12 protein-coding genes are annotated in these 17,092 nt (G+C 58.6%); 4 read left to right on the top strand and 8 right to left on the bottom strand.

Annotated elements, in window-relative coordinates; all coding sequences use genetic code 11:
* The first annotated feature begins 52 nt into the window (after positions 1-52).
* Positions 53-1,519 carry an amidase gene (locus ACNSOI_RS05995; RefSeq protein ID WP_420195357.1) on the top strand — a complete coding sequence of 489 codons (1,467 nt, stop codon included), beginning with the start codon at positions 53-55 and terminating at the stop codon, positions 1,517-1,519.
* On the opposite strand, the gene ACNSOI_RS05990 is transcribed toward ACNSOI_RS05995, so the two are convergent.
* The 4 genes from ACNSOI_RS05990 to ACNSOI_RS05975 form a co-directional block, all read right to left on the bottom strand.
* Positions 1,489-3,357, bottom strand: a complete 1,869-nt coding sequence (locus ACNSOI_RS05990; RefSeq protein WP_286254476.1) for a sensor domain-containing diguanylate cyclase — start codon at positions 3,355-3,357, stop codon at positions 1,489-1,491. The two genes, ACNSOI_RS05995 and ACNSOI_RS05990, sit on opposite strands and share 31 nt — an antisense overlap.
* Before the next feature lie 164 nt (positions 3,358-3,521).
* Positions 3,522-4,244 carry a pseudouridine synthase gene (locus ACNSOI_RS05985; RefSeq protein WP_420195356.1) on the bottom strand — a complete coding sequence of 241 codons (723 nt, stop codon included), beginning with the start codon at positions 4,242-4,244 and terminating at the stop codon, positions 3,522-3,524.
* The gene (locus ACNSOI_RS05980) at positions 4,244-7,321 is read right to left on the bottom strand and encodes an efflux RND transporter permease subunit (protein ID WP_420195355.1); all 3,078 of its coding nucleotides are present in this window, start codon (positions 7,319-7,321) and stop codon (positions 4,244-4,246) included. Before ACNSOI_RS05980 ends, ACNSOI_RS05985 begins: the two co-directional genes overlap by 1 nt.
* Before the next feature lie 5 nt (positions 7,322-7,326).
* Complete coding sequence (locus tag ACNSOI_RS05975; protein WP_420195354.1) at positions 7,327-8,409, bottom strand: efflux RND transporter periplasmic adaptor subunit; 1,083 nt, start codon at positions 8,407-8,409, stop codon at positions 7,327-7,329.
* A 342-nt stretch (positions 8,410-8,751) separates the two neighbouring features.
* Here ACNSOI_RS05975 and ilvG point away from each other — a divergent pair, with 342 nt between their 5' ends.
* The 3 genes from ilvG to ilvD all read left to right on the top strand — a co-directional run bounded on the left by ilvG (position 8,752) and on the right by ilvD (position 12,680).
* On the top strand, positions 8,752-10,449 hold the full coding sequence (ilvG, locus tag ACNSOI_RS05970) for an acetolactate synthase 2 catalytic subunit (protein ID WP_420195353.1): 1,698 nt from the start codon (positions 8,752-8,754) through the stop codon (positions 10,447-10,449).
* Positions 10,446-10,727 (top strand): ACT domain-containing protein, encoded by a 282-nt coding sequence (locus ACNSOI_RS05965; RefSeq protein WP_286254469.1) that lies wholly within the window; start codon positions 10,446-10,448, stop codon positions 10,725-10,727. Before ilvG ends, ACNSOI_RS05965 begins: the two co-directional genes overlap by 4 nt.
* A gap of 276 nt (positions 10,728-11,003) precedes the next feature.
* Complete coding sequence (gene ilvD, locus ACNSOI_RS05960) at positions 11,004-12,680, top strand: dihydroxy-acid dehydratase (protein ID WP_420195352.1); 1,677 nt, start codon at positions 11,004-11,006, stop codon at positions 12,678-12,680.
* Positions 12,681-13,134: 454 nt separating this feature from the next.
* Here the strand turns inward: ilvD and cynS are convergent, their stop codons facing one another.
* Genes cynS through ACNSOI_RS05940 form a run of 4 tightly spaced genes read right to left on the bottom strand, consistent with a single transcriptional unit; the run spans position 13,135 to position 16,827 of the window.
* Positions 13,135-13,578, bottom strand: coding sequence for a cyanase (cynS, locus tag ACNSOI_RS05955; RefSeq protein WP_058093075.1), 444 nt, complete (start codon positions 13,576-13,578; stop codon positions 13,135-13,137).
* Positions 13,579-13,606: 28 nt separating this feature from the next.
* On the bottom strand, positions 13,607-14,515 hold the full coding sequence (locus ACNSOI_RS05950) for an ABC transporter ATP-binding protein (RefSeq protein WP_420195351.1): 909 nt from the start codon (positions 14,513-14,515) through the stop codon (positions 13,607-13,609).
* 57 nt (positions 14,516-14,572) lie between these two features.
* Entirely contained in the window at positions 14,573-15,400 is an 828-nt protein-coding gene (gene ntrB, locus ACNSOI_RS05945) for a nitrate ABC transporter permease (protein WP_058093073.1), read from the bottom strand.
* Between the two features lie 2 nt (positions 15,401-15,402).
* On the bottom strand, positions 15,403-16,827 hold the full coding sequence (locus tag ACNSOI_RS05940) for an ABC transporter substrate-binding protein (RefSeq protein ID WP_420195350.1): 1,425 nt from the start codon (positions 16,825-16,827) through the stop codon (positions 15,403-15,405).
* Positions 16,828-17,092 lie beyond the last annotated feature (265 nt).

Below are 17,092 nucleotides of genomic sequence, written 5' to 3'. Positions count from 1 at the left end.
CACGTTTTCAGGTGAGTTATCGTTAGACGATCTGATCAGTCTGGAGTACACCATGCAGTCCGAACACCAAGGTCCGTTCCATTGTTTTCGTGATGATGCCATGGGCGAGGATGACGCAACCGCCCTGGCGGCGCGCATTCGTGCTGGTGAGGTGTCAGCGCTGGACGTCACGAAAGCCGCCATTGAACGGGCTGAAATGGCACAGCCGGTGATTAACGGACTGGTTGCCACGGATTACGACCGAAGCCTCTCGCTTGCTCGCAGCCTCGCAAAGCCTGAGGCCCCGTTTGCCGGTGTGCCCACGTTTATCAAAGACAACACCGACGTTCAGGGCCTGCCAACGCGCCATGGCTCGGCGGCCGTGCCCAGCAATACCGCCAGCAAAACCAGCCCGTTCGCTGAGCAGATGCTGGCACAGGGCTACCTGTGTCTGGGCAAGAGCACGCTGCCGGAATTCGGCTTCAATGCCACCACCGAGCCAGCCCATGGCGCCGCCACCCGTAACCCCTGGAATCTGAGATATTCCTCCGGCGCCTCCTCGGGTGGCGCTGCGGCCCTGGTGGCCGCCGGCGTTGTGCCTGTGGCCCATGCCAACGATGGTGGCGGGTCTATCCGAATCCCGGCGGCCTGCTGTGGGCTGATTGGGCTGAAACCCACCCGGGGCCGTGTGGTGGATAACGAGGCCGCCAAAACCCTGCCCATCAATATTGTCAGTGATGGAGTGGTCACCCGCTCTGTACGGGATTCCGCAGGCTTCATTGCAGCCGCGGACGAGTATTTACGCAACCCGGCCCTTCCCCGAGTGAGCCATGTGCGGGGTCCGTCAGGAAAGCAGCTGAGGATCGGAGTGGTTCTGGACTCGGTGACCGGCCACAAAACAGACCCGAAAACCCGCAAAACCGTGGAGGCCACCGCGCGCTATCTCGAGAAACTCGGGCATATCATCGAGCCGATGGATGCTCCCATTCCAGCGTCTTTTCCTGACGACTTTGCACTTTACTGGGGATTGCTGGCCTTCGGCGTGAAACTGCAGGGGCGTAAGTTGATGCACCCTCAGTTCGATAAGCGGCAAGTTGACGGACTGACCAACGGCCTGGAGAGAATGTTCCGGAAGAAACTCTGGAAATTGCCTGCGGCGCTCTGGCGACTCAAGCGCTCGCAGCAGGACTATGCGCGGCATATGTCCCAATACGATGCCGTGCTAACCCCGGTACTCGGCCAGACGACACCGCCACTGGGGCACCTGAGCCCGACAGTGCCGTTTGACCAGCTGTTTGACAGGCTGACCCGGTACGTCTGTTTCACTCCGCTAGCCAACACCACCGGGGCGCCGGCCATCTCTGTGCCCATGGCACTCACAGACGCGGGCCTGCCCGTTTCCGTTCAGTTCATGGCTCGACACGGTGATGAGCGCACCCTGCTGGAACTGGCTTACGCGCTTGAAGCCGACCATCCACTGCCCCTCATCTCACGCCTGGGCGATAATCGCTACGCGGGTGATGTGGCACTGATGGCCTGACCCTGATGCCGGTTAGCCACTACCCGGTTTCTGCCCTGCCCCTTGGCCTCGTAGAGTGCCTCGTCGGCGCAGGAAAAGATTTCCTTGGTGGCATCGGCACGGGAAGGTGACACACTGCACACGCCAATACTGACGGTCAGGTGGAGCATTTCACCGGACACCCGGAAGGCGGTCTTCTCGATTTCCTTCCGAATCCGCTCTGCTACCCGCTCGGCACCATCTCCGGGAGTATCCGGCAGCAGTACCACAAACTCTTCCCCGCCATAGCGGGCAGCGAGATCCTGGGGGCGCGTCACGTGGCGCTTGATGCACTGGGCCACCATTTTCAGACAATCATCACCCACCAGATGGCCGTAGGTATCGTTGAATTTCTTGAAATGGTCGATATCCAGCACCAGCAGTGACACGACTTCCTCAAACCGGTAGGCATGAACAACCGATGACTGGAACGCCTTGTCGAAATGCCCCCGGTTTTTCAGGCCCGTTAGCGGGTCTGTGGCATTCAATTCCAGCAACTGCTCGTTCAGGGTTTCCAGATCCCGGGTACGTTCCTGCACCCGCTCTTCCAGCATGGCGTTGGCCTCCTGCTGCACCCGCAGCGACTTCTCCTGAGCCAGGCGAGCCTTGCGTTCTTCACGCAGGAGCCTCTGCTGCGCGGCAAATGAACGCTTCTTCTCCCGGTTCAGGCGGTCTGCCAGGGCCAGTGAGAGCAGGATGACACCGAGTGCCGAGCCCACCTGAGTGGCATTCTCTGTCAGCAGGTTGCGCGGCAGGAAGGTGAACTTGTTCAGGGCCAGTACAATTCCCCCAGACAGCATGAACACCCAGGCAACGGTGTAATAGCGAGCCGCCGGGTCTTTCTTGATCCAACGCACCACGCTCAGCACCAGCATGGTCGAACAGCCCACCGCAGCGATCAGAATGGTGGGCAGAATCATGTGCTTGTAGGGAATAAACAGACCTGCCCCAGCCATCAGGCCAGCGGCCATGATCATCGCCATGGTCCACCGGTTCAACAACGGGTGATTCTCACGGGTAACGCTGATAAAGCGGATACTGAAGGCCCCACCAAATACAATCACCAGATTCAGAAACACAATAATGGACTGATCGTTCCACCAGGTGCCTTCCGGCCAAAGGTACTGGAAACCAACCCCGTGAAGACTGGCCAGAAACAGGGGCATGGTGGTGATGTAGCCAACGTAATAGAGAAAACTGCGCTCGCCGACGGCCATGAACACAAACAGGTTGTACAGGATCATCACCAGGACAATGCCGTAGTAGATACCTTCCAGCATACTACGGCCCTGGTCGGCCGCATAAAACGCATCCCGCTCCCAGAGTGTCAGCGGCACCTGCATGGAGCTGGTGGTGTCCACACGAAGGTACACGGTAACCGTCTCGTTGGCTGGCAACAGCAAAGGCACCACAAAATGACGGTGGTGGATGGGCCGGTCGTAGAACGGCCGCTTGTCGCCCAGCAGAAGAGGTTCTTGAGCGTCAGGGAGGTAGACTTCGATGTGGTCCAAGACCGGGTAACCAATTTCCATGAAATTGACGGCTTCCACTCCGGTGACGTTGGTCACTCGGAAACGGAACCAGTACACGTCATCGCTATAGCCGAAGTTCGCACTTTCGTCGCCACCGGCGGTCCAGGATTCATCTGGTAACTGAGTCACCTCCGAGAACGAGGTTCGCCCGTTTTCCAACCAGTAATCGACATGGGGCGCCAGTTCCAGTCGCTTCGAGTGCTTGTCCCAGGTTGCCGGCTCTGCCAACACTGACGATGGCAGCAAAAGACTGAGGGCAAGAATGAGCAGTAACGAGAGTCTTGGCACAGTAGGCCTCGGGTATAAGCATTTAGTGTAGTTATGTGCTTATCAACGAGTATGCACCAAGCTTGGGCGCGGCGCCTGCCGCTACTACCAATCGACGCAAAATGACAAAAAAAGATACACAATGGTTATTAATCAAACACTTTTAGCCAATTGTTAAACGGGGCCTAAGAAAACACTTCAAGCACCTGGAGAAAGCTCTCTTCCGGCTCGGATACCAGTGTCAGCTCTTCGCCGGAGACCGGGTGCAACAACGACAGCCGGGTAGCCGCCAGCATCAACCGGCCCTCGCCAAACCGTTCAGCAAAATACCGGTTATGGCGCCCCCGGCCATGGTTAGCATCACCGATGATGGGGTGGTTGATGTGTTTCATATGGCGGCGTAGCTGATGCTTTCGGCCGGTTTTCGGGTATAGCTCCACCAGGCTGTACCGGCTGGAGGGATAGCGTTCAATGGCCACCGGAATCTCAGTGGTCGCCAGCCTTCGGAAGTGAGTGAGCGCTTCCCGCACAGGCTGTTCAGTTCCACGTAAACGCCGGTCTTCCGGCTCATCCTTCAGCGGGTGGTCAATCACGCCGGACTCGGGCGCCCACCCCCTCACCATCGCCAGATACGTTTTCTCCACCTCGCCCGCCATCATGGCCTGCCCAACCAGGCGAGCAGTCTCCGGATCTCTGGCAAACAGCAAAACACCCGAGGTGGGCCGATCCAGGCGATGCACCGGGTACACATGCTCGCCGCCATTCAGCGCACGGGCGTATTGCAGGGCAAACTCGGTTTCGTGTTTGTCGATGGGGCTTCTATGAACCAGAAGCCCCGCCGGTTTGTGGACCGCCAGCAGCCACTGATCGCGATAAAGTTCGACAAGAGGGTTGTCGGCGAATGGCATCAGGAATCCCGACCGAACAACGCCCGAACCCGCTGGCCGGCTTTTTCACCCAACACCAGTAGCGCCGGCGTCAGGAGCAATGTCAGCAGGGTGGCAAAGGCAAGGCCACCGGCAATGGCGCTGGACAACTGTGTCCACCACTGCGTTGAAGGTGCTCCCAGCCCGAGCGACGGCTCCAGCAGGTTGACGTTGACGCCCAGCACCATTGGCATCAGGCCCAGAATGGTGGTAACGGCAGTCAGCAGCACCGGGCGCAAACGTAGGCAGCCGGTCTCCAGGGCGGCCTCGTAGGCGGCCTTGCCCTCTTTCTTCATCTGGTTGAAGGTATCAATCAGGATGATGTTGTTGTTCACCACAATGCCTGCCAGGGCGATGATTCCCATACCCACCATCACCACCCCGAAGGACTGGCCGTTGACCAGCAGGCCCAGCAGCACGCCGGCGGTCGACAGCACAATCGCCGACAGGATCAGGAAAGTCTGGTAGAGAGAGTTAAACTGGGTGACCAGTATCAGCAGCATCAGGCCCACCGCCACCAGAAACGCTGTGGTCAGGAAGGTGGCCGCCTGCTGCTGGTCTTCGTTTTCGCCGGCGAAGCGAACGCTTACCCCCTCTGGCGGCTCTGGCATTTCGGCCTGCAGGCTGCGCAAGACCTCATCCATGCGCCGGCCCGGGGCAACGTCGGATTTGATGGTGATGGTGCGCTGGCCGTCTACCCGGACAATGGAGCCGGTTTTATCACCCGGTTCCAGGCTGACAAATTCCGACAGTGGCACTTGGCCGCGCGGGGTGTGGATGGTCTGGCGTTGCAGGTGGTCCAGCTCCCGCCAGTTGTTTGGAACCCGCACGGCAATATCGACTTCATCCCGGACATCTTCCGGCCGGTAGGTAGCCAGCACCAGCCCATTGGTGACCAGGCGCACGGCACTGCCTATGCTCAACACATCAGTACCAAAGCGGGCCGCTGCTTCCCGGTCTACCTGCAAGCGCCACTCAATGCCCGGCAGGCTGCGGTCATCCTCGATATCGGCGAAGCCACCCAATGCTCGCATCTGCCGCTGAATCTCATCCACATACTCATTCAGCTCGTCACTGTTCATACTGCTGACCTGAAGCTCTATGGGCTTGCCCTCTGCCGGGCCACCTTCCTGCTTGCGAAACTCCAGCTCGATACCAGGGATATCCCTGGTTCGTTCTCGAAAATCCTCTAGAATGTCGGTGGCGGTACGGCGTGTAAACCAGTCGTTGAACTGGAACTGCAACACCCCGATGACATCCGGCGCCAGCTGGCTGCTGGTTGACAGCATGGAACGCGCATACAGGGCTTTTACTTCCGGCATATTCTGCAAGCGCTGCTCCACCTGGCGCACAATGGCGTCTCTCTCCCACACAGACAGATCGCCCCGGGCGCGCACCTGAACCTGGGCAGAATCCGGTTCCACGCTGGGGAAAAACTCCACGCCGTGGTTGAAACGGCCATACGCCGCGTAGATCAGGATAATCACTCCCAACGCACCCAACAGGGTCAACCCCGGGCGGCGCAGTAAGGTGCCAAGGGTATTGCGGTAAATGATCATGAACCGCCCTTCCGTGGCGTCCTGATGCACACGCCGGCCGCCACTGACACCGCCCATCACTGGCAGGAACACCAGAGCCATGGCCAGCGAGGCGATCAGACAAATCAGCACCGTCATCGGCAGGAACTTCATGAACTCGCCCACAACTCCAGGCCAGAACAACAGGGGTACGAAAACCGCAAGCGTGGTGGCGGTTGAGGCTATAACCGGCCAGGCCATTCGCGAGGCTGCTTCTACCCAGGCGGTTTTCACCGGCTGACCATCGCTGAGGTTCCGGTCCGCCAGCTCAGACACCACAATGGCGCCATCCACCAGCATGCCCGCTACCAGAATCAGGCTGAACAGCACCACGATATTGAGGGTCAGCCCCATACTCCAGATCACTAGAATACCGGTCAGGAATGCGCCCGGAATGGTCAGACCCACCAGGAACGCGGAGCGGGGCCCCATGGTGGCAATGACTACAATGATGACCAGCACGATGGCGGTCATCACGTTGTTCAGGAGGTCAGACAGAATATCCCGAACTTCATCGGACTGATCCATGATGTAACGAATGTCCAGAGTGTCTGGCAGCCGTGGCCTGGCGTCGTCGATCAGCGCGCGGATTTTCTCGATGGTTTCAATGATGTTGGCGCCTGAGCGTTTGGACACTTCCAGCACCAGTGCCGGCTCGCCGTTAATTCGAGCAAAACCGGTAGGGTCTTTGAAGGTGCGCTGCAGCATGGCCACATCGCCAAAGGTGACCACCGAATCGCCGTCTACCTTCACCGGCATCGACATCACATCCTCGATGGTCTCGATTACCCCCGGCACTTTCAGGGCCATCCGGCCATTGCCGGTGTCCAGGGAGCCAGCGGCAACCAGCTGATTATTGCGCGTGACCAGAGAGGCCAACTGGTCGAAGTCAATGCCGTAGCTCTCCAACACCTGGGCATCCACCACAATTTCCAGAAGATCCTCGCGGTCACCGCCAATGTCGACTTCCAGAACTTCCGGAATCGCTTCGATGGCATCCTGCAGGCGACGGGCAATGGTGATGAGCTCACGCTCGGAGAGTGGGCCAGACAAACCGATCGACAGCACGGGAAACAGAGAGACGTTGATCTCATTTACCCGGGGCTCGTCGGCTTCCTGGGGCAACTTGGTGCGGGCTGTGTCCACCTTTTCTCGGACATCCTGCAGCGCTTTGTCGGGATTGAAGCCTGCATCAAACTCCAGCATCACCGAGGCGTGGCCTTCCGAGGCGTTGCCCCGCATCTCCTTGATGCCCTCCAGGGATCGCAGTTCCTGTTCCATGGGGCGCACCAATAGTCGTTCGGCGTCTTCGGGGCTGATGCCCTCCAGGGTCATGGATACATAGATCATGGGTATGGTGACGTCAGGGTTGGATTCCTTGGGAATCGCCTGATAGGCCGCCATGCCGCCCAGTAACAGAAACAGGAACAGCAACAAGGTGGTGCGGCTGCGGTCCATGGCCGCCGAAATCAGCGCTCGCATGGCCGTTAACCCCGCCGATCCGAGCGATCAACGGGCTCGACCTGTTCACCCTCGGCCACAAAACCGCCACCACGGGTAATCAGGCGAATCTGCTTCGGCAGGCCAGACACCCAGGCACCGTTGGTGGATACGCTCAAGAGCTGAACGTTCTGGAAGACCACAGCGTTGCTGTCATTCACATACTTCACGCCGGGCCGGCCGTCATCGTCCAGGCTCAGATACGCCGGTGAGATAAAAATCGCATCCTGCTCGGGCAACCGGATATTCAGGTTGGCCGTGCCCCCGGCCGCGCGTTTCTGTTCGGGATTCTCCACTACAATTTCAACGGCAAAACTGCGGGTTTCAGGGCTTGCCGCGCTGGCAACAAAACTGACGACGCCGGCAAGCCGTGTGCCATCCAGAAGATTAACCTCCACGGCCTGCCCCGGCTGAACATCCTTCACGGTTTGCTGTGGAATTCTGCCGGTGGCTTTCAGCCGGTCAATCTGCACCAGCTCCAGCATCGGCGTACCCACCTGCACCAGATCGCCCTGCTCCACATCTTTACGGTTAACCACGCCGTCAAACGGGGCCTCGGGCCGAAGGTGCCTGACCGCAAGTTCCGCAGTCGCCAGCTCCGCCCGGGCCGCCGCCAGGTCACTCTGCAGCCTGAGAATGTCGGTCTCCGCCGCCAGGTTGTTGGCTCTTAACCGGCGCCCGGCGGCAAGGTCAGCCTCCAGCTTTTGAATGTTGGCGCGCCAGCGCTCTACAACGGCGTCCCGGCCATCAACAGACAGCTGCAACAACTCCTGCCCGGCACGAACGCTTTGCCCCAGCTCTACCTGCATTCGCTCAACCGTGCCGGCTACCCGCGCACCCACCATCACCGAACGCCAGGGCTCAAGCTGGCCCTGTAGTTTCAGGGTTGGTTGGTAACGGGTTGCTTCAAGGGTCTCAATTTCAACCCGAATCCTTTCTGCATCCTGCACCTGTGGCTCATCCGGTGCCTCTTTACTGGCTACCTTTACATCGCCAGTCGCCATCCAGACAACCAGCAGCACAAGTATCAGAAGTGACAGCCCGAGAGAGCCCAATTTTGCTTTCGTCATGTAACACTCGCCACGGAATCGTTCTTATTGGTGGCCCTGACAACCCACGCTCGGCGGGCGAGGCCACATTTCCGGCAATAAACGGTTGCAACCGGATTTAAACGTGGGTTAGATTCTACACACATTGTTTGAATCAATTCAGAGCAGACTGTCGATTTTATGAATCTCAACGCAATGGTTGTCATCGTGAAGCTAGTCCTGGTGGTCGTGGTACCGTCCGGGGGCTTTTGCGTGGACAAGCGGGTGAGATAGCGACAACCTGACAAAGACACCAGAAACCCCCGGCACCGAAAGGTCCCGGGGGTTTCTTTTTTGCGGCAAAGAAAAAAGGGAAAAACGAGCATGAACGGCGCACAGCACATTCTTGAAGCGTTTCACCGCCACAACATCCATACCGTCTTCGGCTATCCGGGTGGCTGCATCATGCCGCTATACGATGCCCTGGTGGACGATGTGGGTGTGGAGCACGTGCTGTGCCGCCACGAACAGGCGTGCGCCCTGGCTGCCGATGGATATGCTCGGGCCAGTGGCGAGATCGGCGTTTGCATCGCCACCTCTGGCCCCGGCGCCACCAACCTGATCACCGGCGTTGCCAATGCCTATATGGATTCCATCCCCATGCTGGTGATCACCGGGCAGGTTCCATCCGGATTGATTGGCACCGATGCCTTCCAGGAAACCGACATTCTGGGTATGACCCTGGGCATCGTGAAACACAGTTACCTGGTAGACGACGCAGAGGCCCTGCCCGCCATCATGGAAGAAGCCATTAACCTGGCCCAGAGCGGCCGGCCCGGACCGGTGTGGATTGATATTCCCAAAGACATTCAGTTAACGGAGATCGAGGCGCCGGCTGCTGCAACCTGCGCTCAGCCAGATCCGCTTTGCCCGGAGATCTCCGAGGCGCTGGCCATGCTTTACTCAGCCAAACGCCCCCTGCTCTACAGTGGCGGCGGCGTATCTCTGGGCCGTGCTGAAGACAGCTTCCGTGAATTTGCCAACACTTCTGCCTTGCCGGGTGTTGTGACCCTCAAGGGGATTGGCAACCCGGGCAAGAACAATCCTCACAGCCTCGGCATGTTGGGCATGCACGGCTCCCGGGCGGCCAATAAGGCGGTTGATGAATGCGACCTGCTGCTGGTTATCGGCGCCCGCCTGGACGACCGTGCCACCGGCAAACTGGACGGCTTCGCGCCCAACGCCCGGATGATTCACATCGACGCCGACGCCGCCGAGATCAACAAGCTGCGCCCGGCAGACCTGGCCCTGCGGGGTGACCTGAACCGGATATTGCCTGCGTTCACCGAGGCCTTGAAGGAAAAGCCACTGGCCATTGCCCACTGGCAAAAGCAATGCAGAATCTGGCACACCACCAGTGGCTTCCAGGCGGCGGACAACGAGGAAGCCCTGGCGCCGATCACCGGCCCCGCGTTTATCCGCCAGCTTTCACGGATTACGCCGGATGATACGGTCATCGCCTGTGACGTTGGCCAGCACCAGATGTGGGTTGCCCAACATTATGAATTCGACCACCCACGCCACCATCTGACCAGTGGCGGCCTGGGCACCATGGGCTTCGGCCTGCCGGCGGCCATTGGCGCACAGTTTGCGAATCGTCGCGGCACGGTCATCAATGTCACCGGTGATGGCTCGTTCATGATGAACGCCCAGGAGCTGGCCACCATTCGCCGCTATAACCTGCCGCTGAAGCTGATCATTCTGGATAACCAGTGTCTGGGCATGGTGCGCCAGCAGCAGGAGTTGTTCTACGACAACCGGGAAAGCCACATCAATCTGGACGACAACCCGGATTTTGTGGCTATGGCGCGGGCGTTTGATATCCCGGCCCTGCACATTGAGCGCACCGATCAGATTCGCCGGGGCATTGAGACGATCCTGGCTTACGACGGCCCGATGTTGCTGCACGTGGCCATCAGCCGGGAGGAGAATGTCTGGCCGATTGTGAAACCCGGCGCCAGTAACCGAGAGATGATTGACGAAAACCGTCGCACTACCACCAGCAAGGAGCACGTAGCATGAGCGCGCAAGCACAAACAGAGTTACCGAGTTATACGTTGAACTGTCGGATGAATCAGGAGGCGGCGGCGCTGGAGCGGCTTTGCCAGGTGGTTCGGGTTCGGGGGTTCCAGATTTCGCGTATGTCTATGGAGTCTGCCGATGACTACCTGGATATCGCCCTGACCCTTTCCGGCAGTCGGCCTATTGCCATGTTACGCTCTCAGCTGGAGAAGCTGCATACGGTTGTGGATGTGGGCCTTCAGGAGCAGGGGGCGTCGGTTCGCTCCGTTTCGGCCTAAGGGGCTGGCTTGGGCTCCTAGCTTTTGGGTTTGCGGGCGGGTACGTGGGGTGTGGGGTATTTTTCTTCTGGGAAAAACAACTCGCTTCGCTCAGACATCTTTTTCCCTGCCAGAAAAATACCCCACACCCCACTACCGACGGGCATTTCTGGTATAGGCTTTTTTTGCCTGCGGCGGCTTTTTTTTAAACTGTTGAGCTTTGGAGCTTTGGGGCTTTGTGGGTTTTGCTGGTGAAAGACTGATTTCGTTTACAACATTGGATTGGGAGGTATTTCTATGACCACGGACAAACGACGTCGTTATTCCGCACCGGTTGTGGATGGTATTAACAAGTCTGCCAGTCGCGCGATGTTGCGTGCGGTGGGGTTTCAGGATGAGGACTTTCGGAAGCCGCAGGTGGGTATTGCCTCTACCTGGAGTAATCTGACGCCCTGTAATATGCACATCGACGGTCTGGCCCGGGAGGCGGCCAAGGGTGCAGATGCAGCGGGGGGCAAAAGTCTGATTTTTAACACCATCACGATTTCAGACGGCATTGCCAACGGCACGGAGGGGATGAAGTATTCGCTGGTGTCGCGGGAGGTGATTGCGGATTCCATTGAAACCGTGGCCGGTTGTGAGGGTTTTGACGGGCTGGTGGCGATTGGTGGCTGTGACAAGAACATGCCGGGTTGCATGATGGGGTTGGCGCGGCTGAACCGGCCGTCGGTGTTTGTTTACGGCGGTACCATCATGCCCGGTGAGAATCACACCGATATCATTTCCGTGTTCGAAGCGGTGGGTGCCCATGCCCGCGGCAATATGGACCTGATTGAGGTGAAACAAATCGAGGAAACCGCGATTCCGGGGCCGGGTTCCTGTGGGGGTATGTACACGGCCAATACCATGGCCTCGGCCATTGAGGCCATGGGCATGAGCCTGCCGGGCAGTTCGGCGCAGAATGCGGTGTCTGACACCAAACTGGCTGACTGCGAAGCCGCTGGTGCGGCGGTGCTGAAGCTGCTGGAAGCAGACATCAAGCCGTCCGACATCATGACTCGTGAGGCTTTCGAGAACGCGATTACCGTGGTCATTGCCCTGGGCGGTTCCACCAACGCGGTGCTGCACCTGCTGGGCATGGCCAGTACCGTAGGTGTGGAGTTGTCGCTGGATGACTTCGTGCGCATTGGTAAACAGGTGCCGGTACTGGCCGATTTGCGGCCGTCCGGCCATTACATGATGTCGGAACTGGTAGCCATCGGCGGTATCCAGCCGTTGATGAAGATGCTGCTGGAGAGGGGCCTGCTGCACGGCGACTGCATGACGGTGACCGGAAAAACCCTGGCTGAAAACCTCGCGACCGTAACCCCCTACCCGGAGGACCAGCAGATCATACGGGCCTTTGAAAACCCCATCAAAGCAGACAGTCACTTGCGCATTCTGTTTGGCAACCTGGCGCCGGAAGGCTCCGTGGCCAAAATCACCGGCAAGGAAGGCACCCACTTCTCCGGCAGGGCACGGGTATTCCATTCAGAAGAAGAAGCGCAGGAGCGCATCCTTGACGGCACCGTGGTGGCCGGCGATGTGCTGGTCATCCGCTACGAAGGCCCCAAAGGCGGCCCCGGCATGCGGGAAATGCTCAGCCCAACTTCCGCCATCATGGGCAAGGGCCTGGGCAGCGATGTTGCCCTGATCACCGACGGCCGGTTCTCCGGCGGCAGCCACGGCTTCGTGGTTGGTCACATCACCCCGGAGGCGGCCGTTGGTGGGCCGATTGCCCTGGTAGAAGATGGCGACATCATCACCATTGATGCAGTCAACAACTCTATCATCCTGGAGATCTCTGAAGAGGAAATGGAGAAACGCCGCCAGGCCTGGACGCCGCCCGAGCCAAGATTCACTCGAGGTGTTCTCGCCAAGTATGCCCGGGTGGTCAGCTCTGCATCTACGGGGGCCGTTACTGACCTGCCGTAGCCCGACTGGGGCTCCTGGCCTTCCCGGTTTGCGGGCTGGGTCTGGCTTGGGCTCCTAACCTGCTGGTTGGCGGGCGGGTACGCGGGGTATGGGGTATTTTTCTTCTGGGAAAAACAACTCGCTTCGCTCAGACATCTTTTTCCCTGCCAGAAAAATACCCCATACCCCCCTACCGACGGGCAGCACAGGGATTCCGAGGGTAAAAGCAACGAAAGTATCCCGAAGTGCGCGTAACCGCTGCACCGAATCAAGCCTTGCGCTTCCTGAGTGCAAAAACGACAAGTGCTTTTATCAAGCGACTACCCGCCAATGCCCGTCGGCGCGGGGTGGTTGTTGGATTTTTTGCCGGAAAAAGATGTCTGAGCGAAGCGAGTTGTTTTTCCAAAAAAAATCCAACAGCCACCCCGCAAGCCCGCCCGCAAACCCGGAAGGCTAGGGGCGGGCAAACTCAAAATTACCAGGCCTTATAGGGCAGGAACTTCCCGTTAAGTGTAACCACCACCCGGTCACCCTTGGGGTTCTCCTCCTTCTCGATATCCATGGTGAAATCAATCGCACTCATAATGCCATCACCAAACTTCTCATGGATCAGCTCCTTCATGGTGTCGCCATACACACCCACAATCTCGTACAAACGGTAAATCAGCGGGTCCTGGGGTACACCGCCTTCCCAGGCTTTCTTCGGGCACACCTGCAATGCTTCTGCCACCGGCTTGTCCAGGCCCAGGGTTTCGCACAGGGCGAACGCCTTGTCTTCGGTAAAGCTGTTCATGCCCAGGCAGGCTGAGGTGGTGAACACCGGGGACATGCCAATGGATTCAGCAATCGCTTCCCAGGTCATGCCCTTGGCAACTTTGGCTTCCAGGATTTTTGCAGTCATCAGTTCTTTGTTCATCATGGTCATTTCCTCTTGTGGACAATCAACATCAAGCATTCACCGCTCGCGCGGTGGTTTCGGTCTTGGTCTCGGATTCGGCCGGCACCGGCTCGGACGTCAGCTCATCGGTGCTGGGGTCTACTACTCTCGGGCTGCCATCTTTCTCCGGCAGCGCTGAGCCGCTGCGATTCACCAGGAAATCCACCAGGTAATGGCGAATCTTCTGGTGGGCAGGGTTCTGGAAGATCGTGGCCCGGGAGCGCGGGTGTGGCAGGTTCACCTTCACGCTTTCGGCGATGCGGGCGTTGGGGCCGTTGGACATCAGGAAGATGCGGTCAGACAGCAGGATGGCCTCGTCCACATCGTGGGTGATCATGAACACGGTCTGGCGGGTTTCTTCCCAGATTTTTACCAGCTCGTCCTGAATCACCCCGCGGGTGAGGGCATCCAGAGCCCCAAAGGGTTCATCCAGCAACAGCAGCTCTGGCTGGGTGGCGAAGGCGCGGGCGATGCTCACCCGCTGGCGCATACCGCCAGACAGCTGGGAGGGCTTGCGGTCCATGGCGTGGTCCAGACCGACCATTTTCAGGTATCGCTCGCTGTGTTCTCGCACCTTCTCTTTGGACCAGCTGGGCCAGCGGGCCTTTACCCCAAAGATGATGTTGTTCAGGGCGGTTTTCCAGGGCAACAGGCTGTAGTTCTGAAACACCACGCCGCGCTCCAGGCCCGGGCCTTTCACCTCTTTTCCGTTCATCACCACGTTGCCGGTACTGGCCTCGTCCAGGCCGGCCAACACGTTCAGGATGGTGGATTTGCCGCAGCCGGAATGGCCGATGATGCACACAAACTCGCCTTTCTGCAGGGCGAAGCGGATGTCTTCGAAGACTGTCAACTCACCGCCCTGGCCGTCCGGGTATACCTTCGACAATCCATCTACTTCCAGGAATGACTTACTCATATCAATTCTCCAGTCGGAGGGTTCTGGCGGGCGCCAGACAACCGGCGCCCTGCCCGATCATTCTTTGTATTCAACCAGCTTCTGAGCCTTGCCCAGGGCCAGGTCCAGCAGCATGCCCACCACCCCGATCATCAGGATGGAGAAGATCACACTGGCGAGGTCCAGGTTGTTCCACTCGTTCCACACGTAGTAGCCAATGCCGGTTCCGCCCACGAGCATTTCCGCCGCCACAATCACCAGCCAGGCGATACCGATGGAGATGCGCATGCCGGTGAGGATGGTTGGTGCTGCCGCCGGCAGAATCACCGTAATCGCGGTCTTGAACGGATTGAGCTCGTGGGTGCGGGCCACGTTGACCCAGTCCGACCGCACGTTGGCCACGCCGAAGGCGGTGTTCAGCAGCATGGGCCAGATGGAGCAGATGAAGATCACGAAGATGGCCGACGCATCCGAATCCTGGATGATGAACAGGGCCAGCGGCATCCAGGCCAGGGGTGAGATCGGTCGCAGCACCTGGATGTACGGGTTAAGCGCCTTGTACATCAGCGGTGACATGCCGATCAGGAAGCCCAATGGCAGGGCAATCGCCATGGCCGCCAGATACCCCGTCAGCACCCGGTAAACCGAGTAGGCCAGCTGAATGCCGATGCCTTTGTCGTTGGCACCCGCGTCATAGAACGGGTTAGACAGCTCCGCCCAGGCCACTTTGATGACTGCTGATGGCGGCGGCACACGAGATTCTGACCCCGAGACGCCCATCAGCAATTCATACTCTGACGTAGCCTCCGTCGCCGCGGGCGGCTGGGTGGCCATTTCCCACATGCCAAGTGCCAGGATCAGGAAAGACACCGACAGCAGTGCTGCCCTCACATTTAACGAGGCCATGGTCAAATCCTCCCGATGGCGAAGCTACGGGCATACTCTTCCGGAGTTTCCGGATCAAAGGTTTTGCCCATGATGGTGTGGGTTTTGTAGGTTTCGGTGGGTGCGCTGTACCCCATCTCGCGCATTAGCTTGCCGGTTTCACCCGCCAGGTAGACCTGCTCAGCGATGCCCTTGTAATCCACATCGCCCTCAATGTAGCCCCAGCGTTTCATCTGGGTCAGAATCCACATGCCCATGGAATGCCACGGGAACGGGTCGAAATCGATGCGGTCGGGCACGTTCTGCACCTCGCCCAGGCCATCGGCGTAGCGGCCTGTCAGCACTTGCTGGATCACCGGTACCGGCTGGTTCAGGTAGTTCCGCGGGGCAATGGCCTCGGCGATCTCTTTGCGATTTTCAGGCTCATTGGAGTACTGGGTGGCGTCGATGATGGCGCGCAACAGAGCGCCGTAGGTATTCGGATTCTGGCTGGCAAACTTCTGGCTGCAGGCGAAGGCGCAGCATGGGTGCCCTTCCCAGATATCTTTGGTGAGCATGTGAATGAAGCCGACTTTTTCCCAGACGGCACGCTGGTTGAACGGGTCTGGTGACAAGTAGCCATCCAGGTTGCCGGCGCGCAGGTTGGCGACCATCTCAGGTGGCGGAACCACCCGGATCTGAACGTCTTTATCCGGATCAATGCCGTTTTCAGCCAGGTAATAGCGCAACAGGAAGTTGTGCATGGAGTATTCAAACGGCACACCAAACTTGAAGCCCTTCCATTGCTTTGGGTCACGCTTGTCCATGTGATCCACGTGCAGCACGATGGCCTGGCCATTGATATTCTCCACCGCCGGCATGATGAACGGCTCCGGCGTGGAACCGGCGCCCATGGTCATGGCCAGGGGCATGGGAGTGAGCATGTGTGAGGCGTCGTATTCACCCGCCAGAGACTTGTCCCGAGCCACGGCCCAACCGGCCGTTTTGGTGACGGTAACATCCAGGCCATAGCGCTCATAAAACCCCATCGGAGCGGCCATAATGATGGGCGTGGCACAGGTGATCGGCACAAAGCCAACGTTCAGCTTGGTTTTCTCCAGCTTGCCGAGCGACTCCTTCACCGCCGCCTTGGCTTTGTCCATGGGGAACACGGAGCCCAGCAAAGCGGCTGCGGTCCCTGCCCCCATCATCTTCATAAAGCTGCGGCGGCTGTGATCGTTATGACCGAACACGGAGCGCACCACAGCGCTTTCGATGGCACGGTCCATCATGGCTTCGGAATCCATCCCGGCCGCAGAGCCTGTGGCTTGCTCGCCCCCTGTCTGGCGAAGGTTCAGCGATACAGACGGCAGGCTGTCACCAGGCTTACATTCCGGGCAACCACAGGTTTTCGCGTGGATAAGTGACTGGTCGCCGTCAAACGGGTTTCCAAGGCTTTTGGTTGTCATGGTGCACTCTCCCTACTCTCAGATAGTTTTTTTGCACTCTTGCGGTGCAACTAAGACTCTGGTTCTGCCCGGCCAGGATTTGGCCTTGGCAAACAGCACGTTCTGAGATGACTATTGCGGGGTTCGTGCCAACTTTATGAAAACCTCTACCTCATTGTTTTTATGGGGTTTAATAAAAACGAATGCTAACCCGTCCAACTACGATATTTCGTAGACCACGATTTCTCGTAGCGAGCGCTTCGATTTTTCGTAGTTGGCACAGGCT

Source organism: Marinobacter sp. GH_1 (assembly GCF_048595985.1).
Lineage (GTDB): Bacteria > Pseudomonadota > Gammaproteobacteria > Pseudomonadales > Oleiphilaceae > Marinobacter > Marinobacter shengliensis.
Note: the sequence above shows the minus strand (reverse complement) of the source record. Positions and strands in the feature narration are given on the sequence as shown.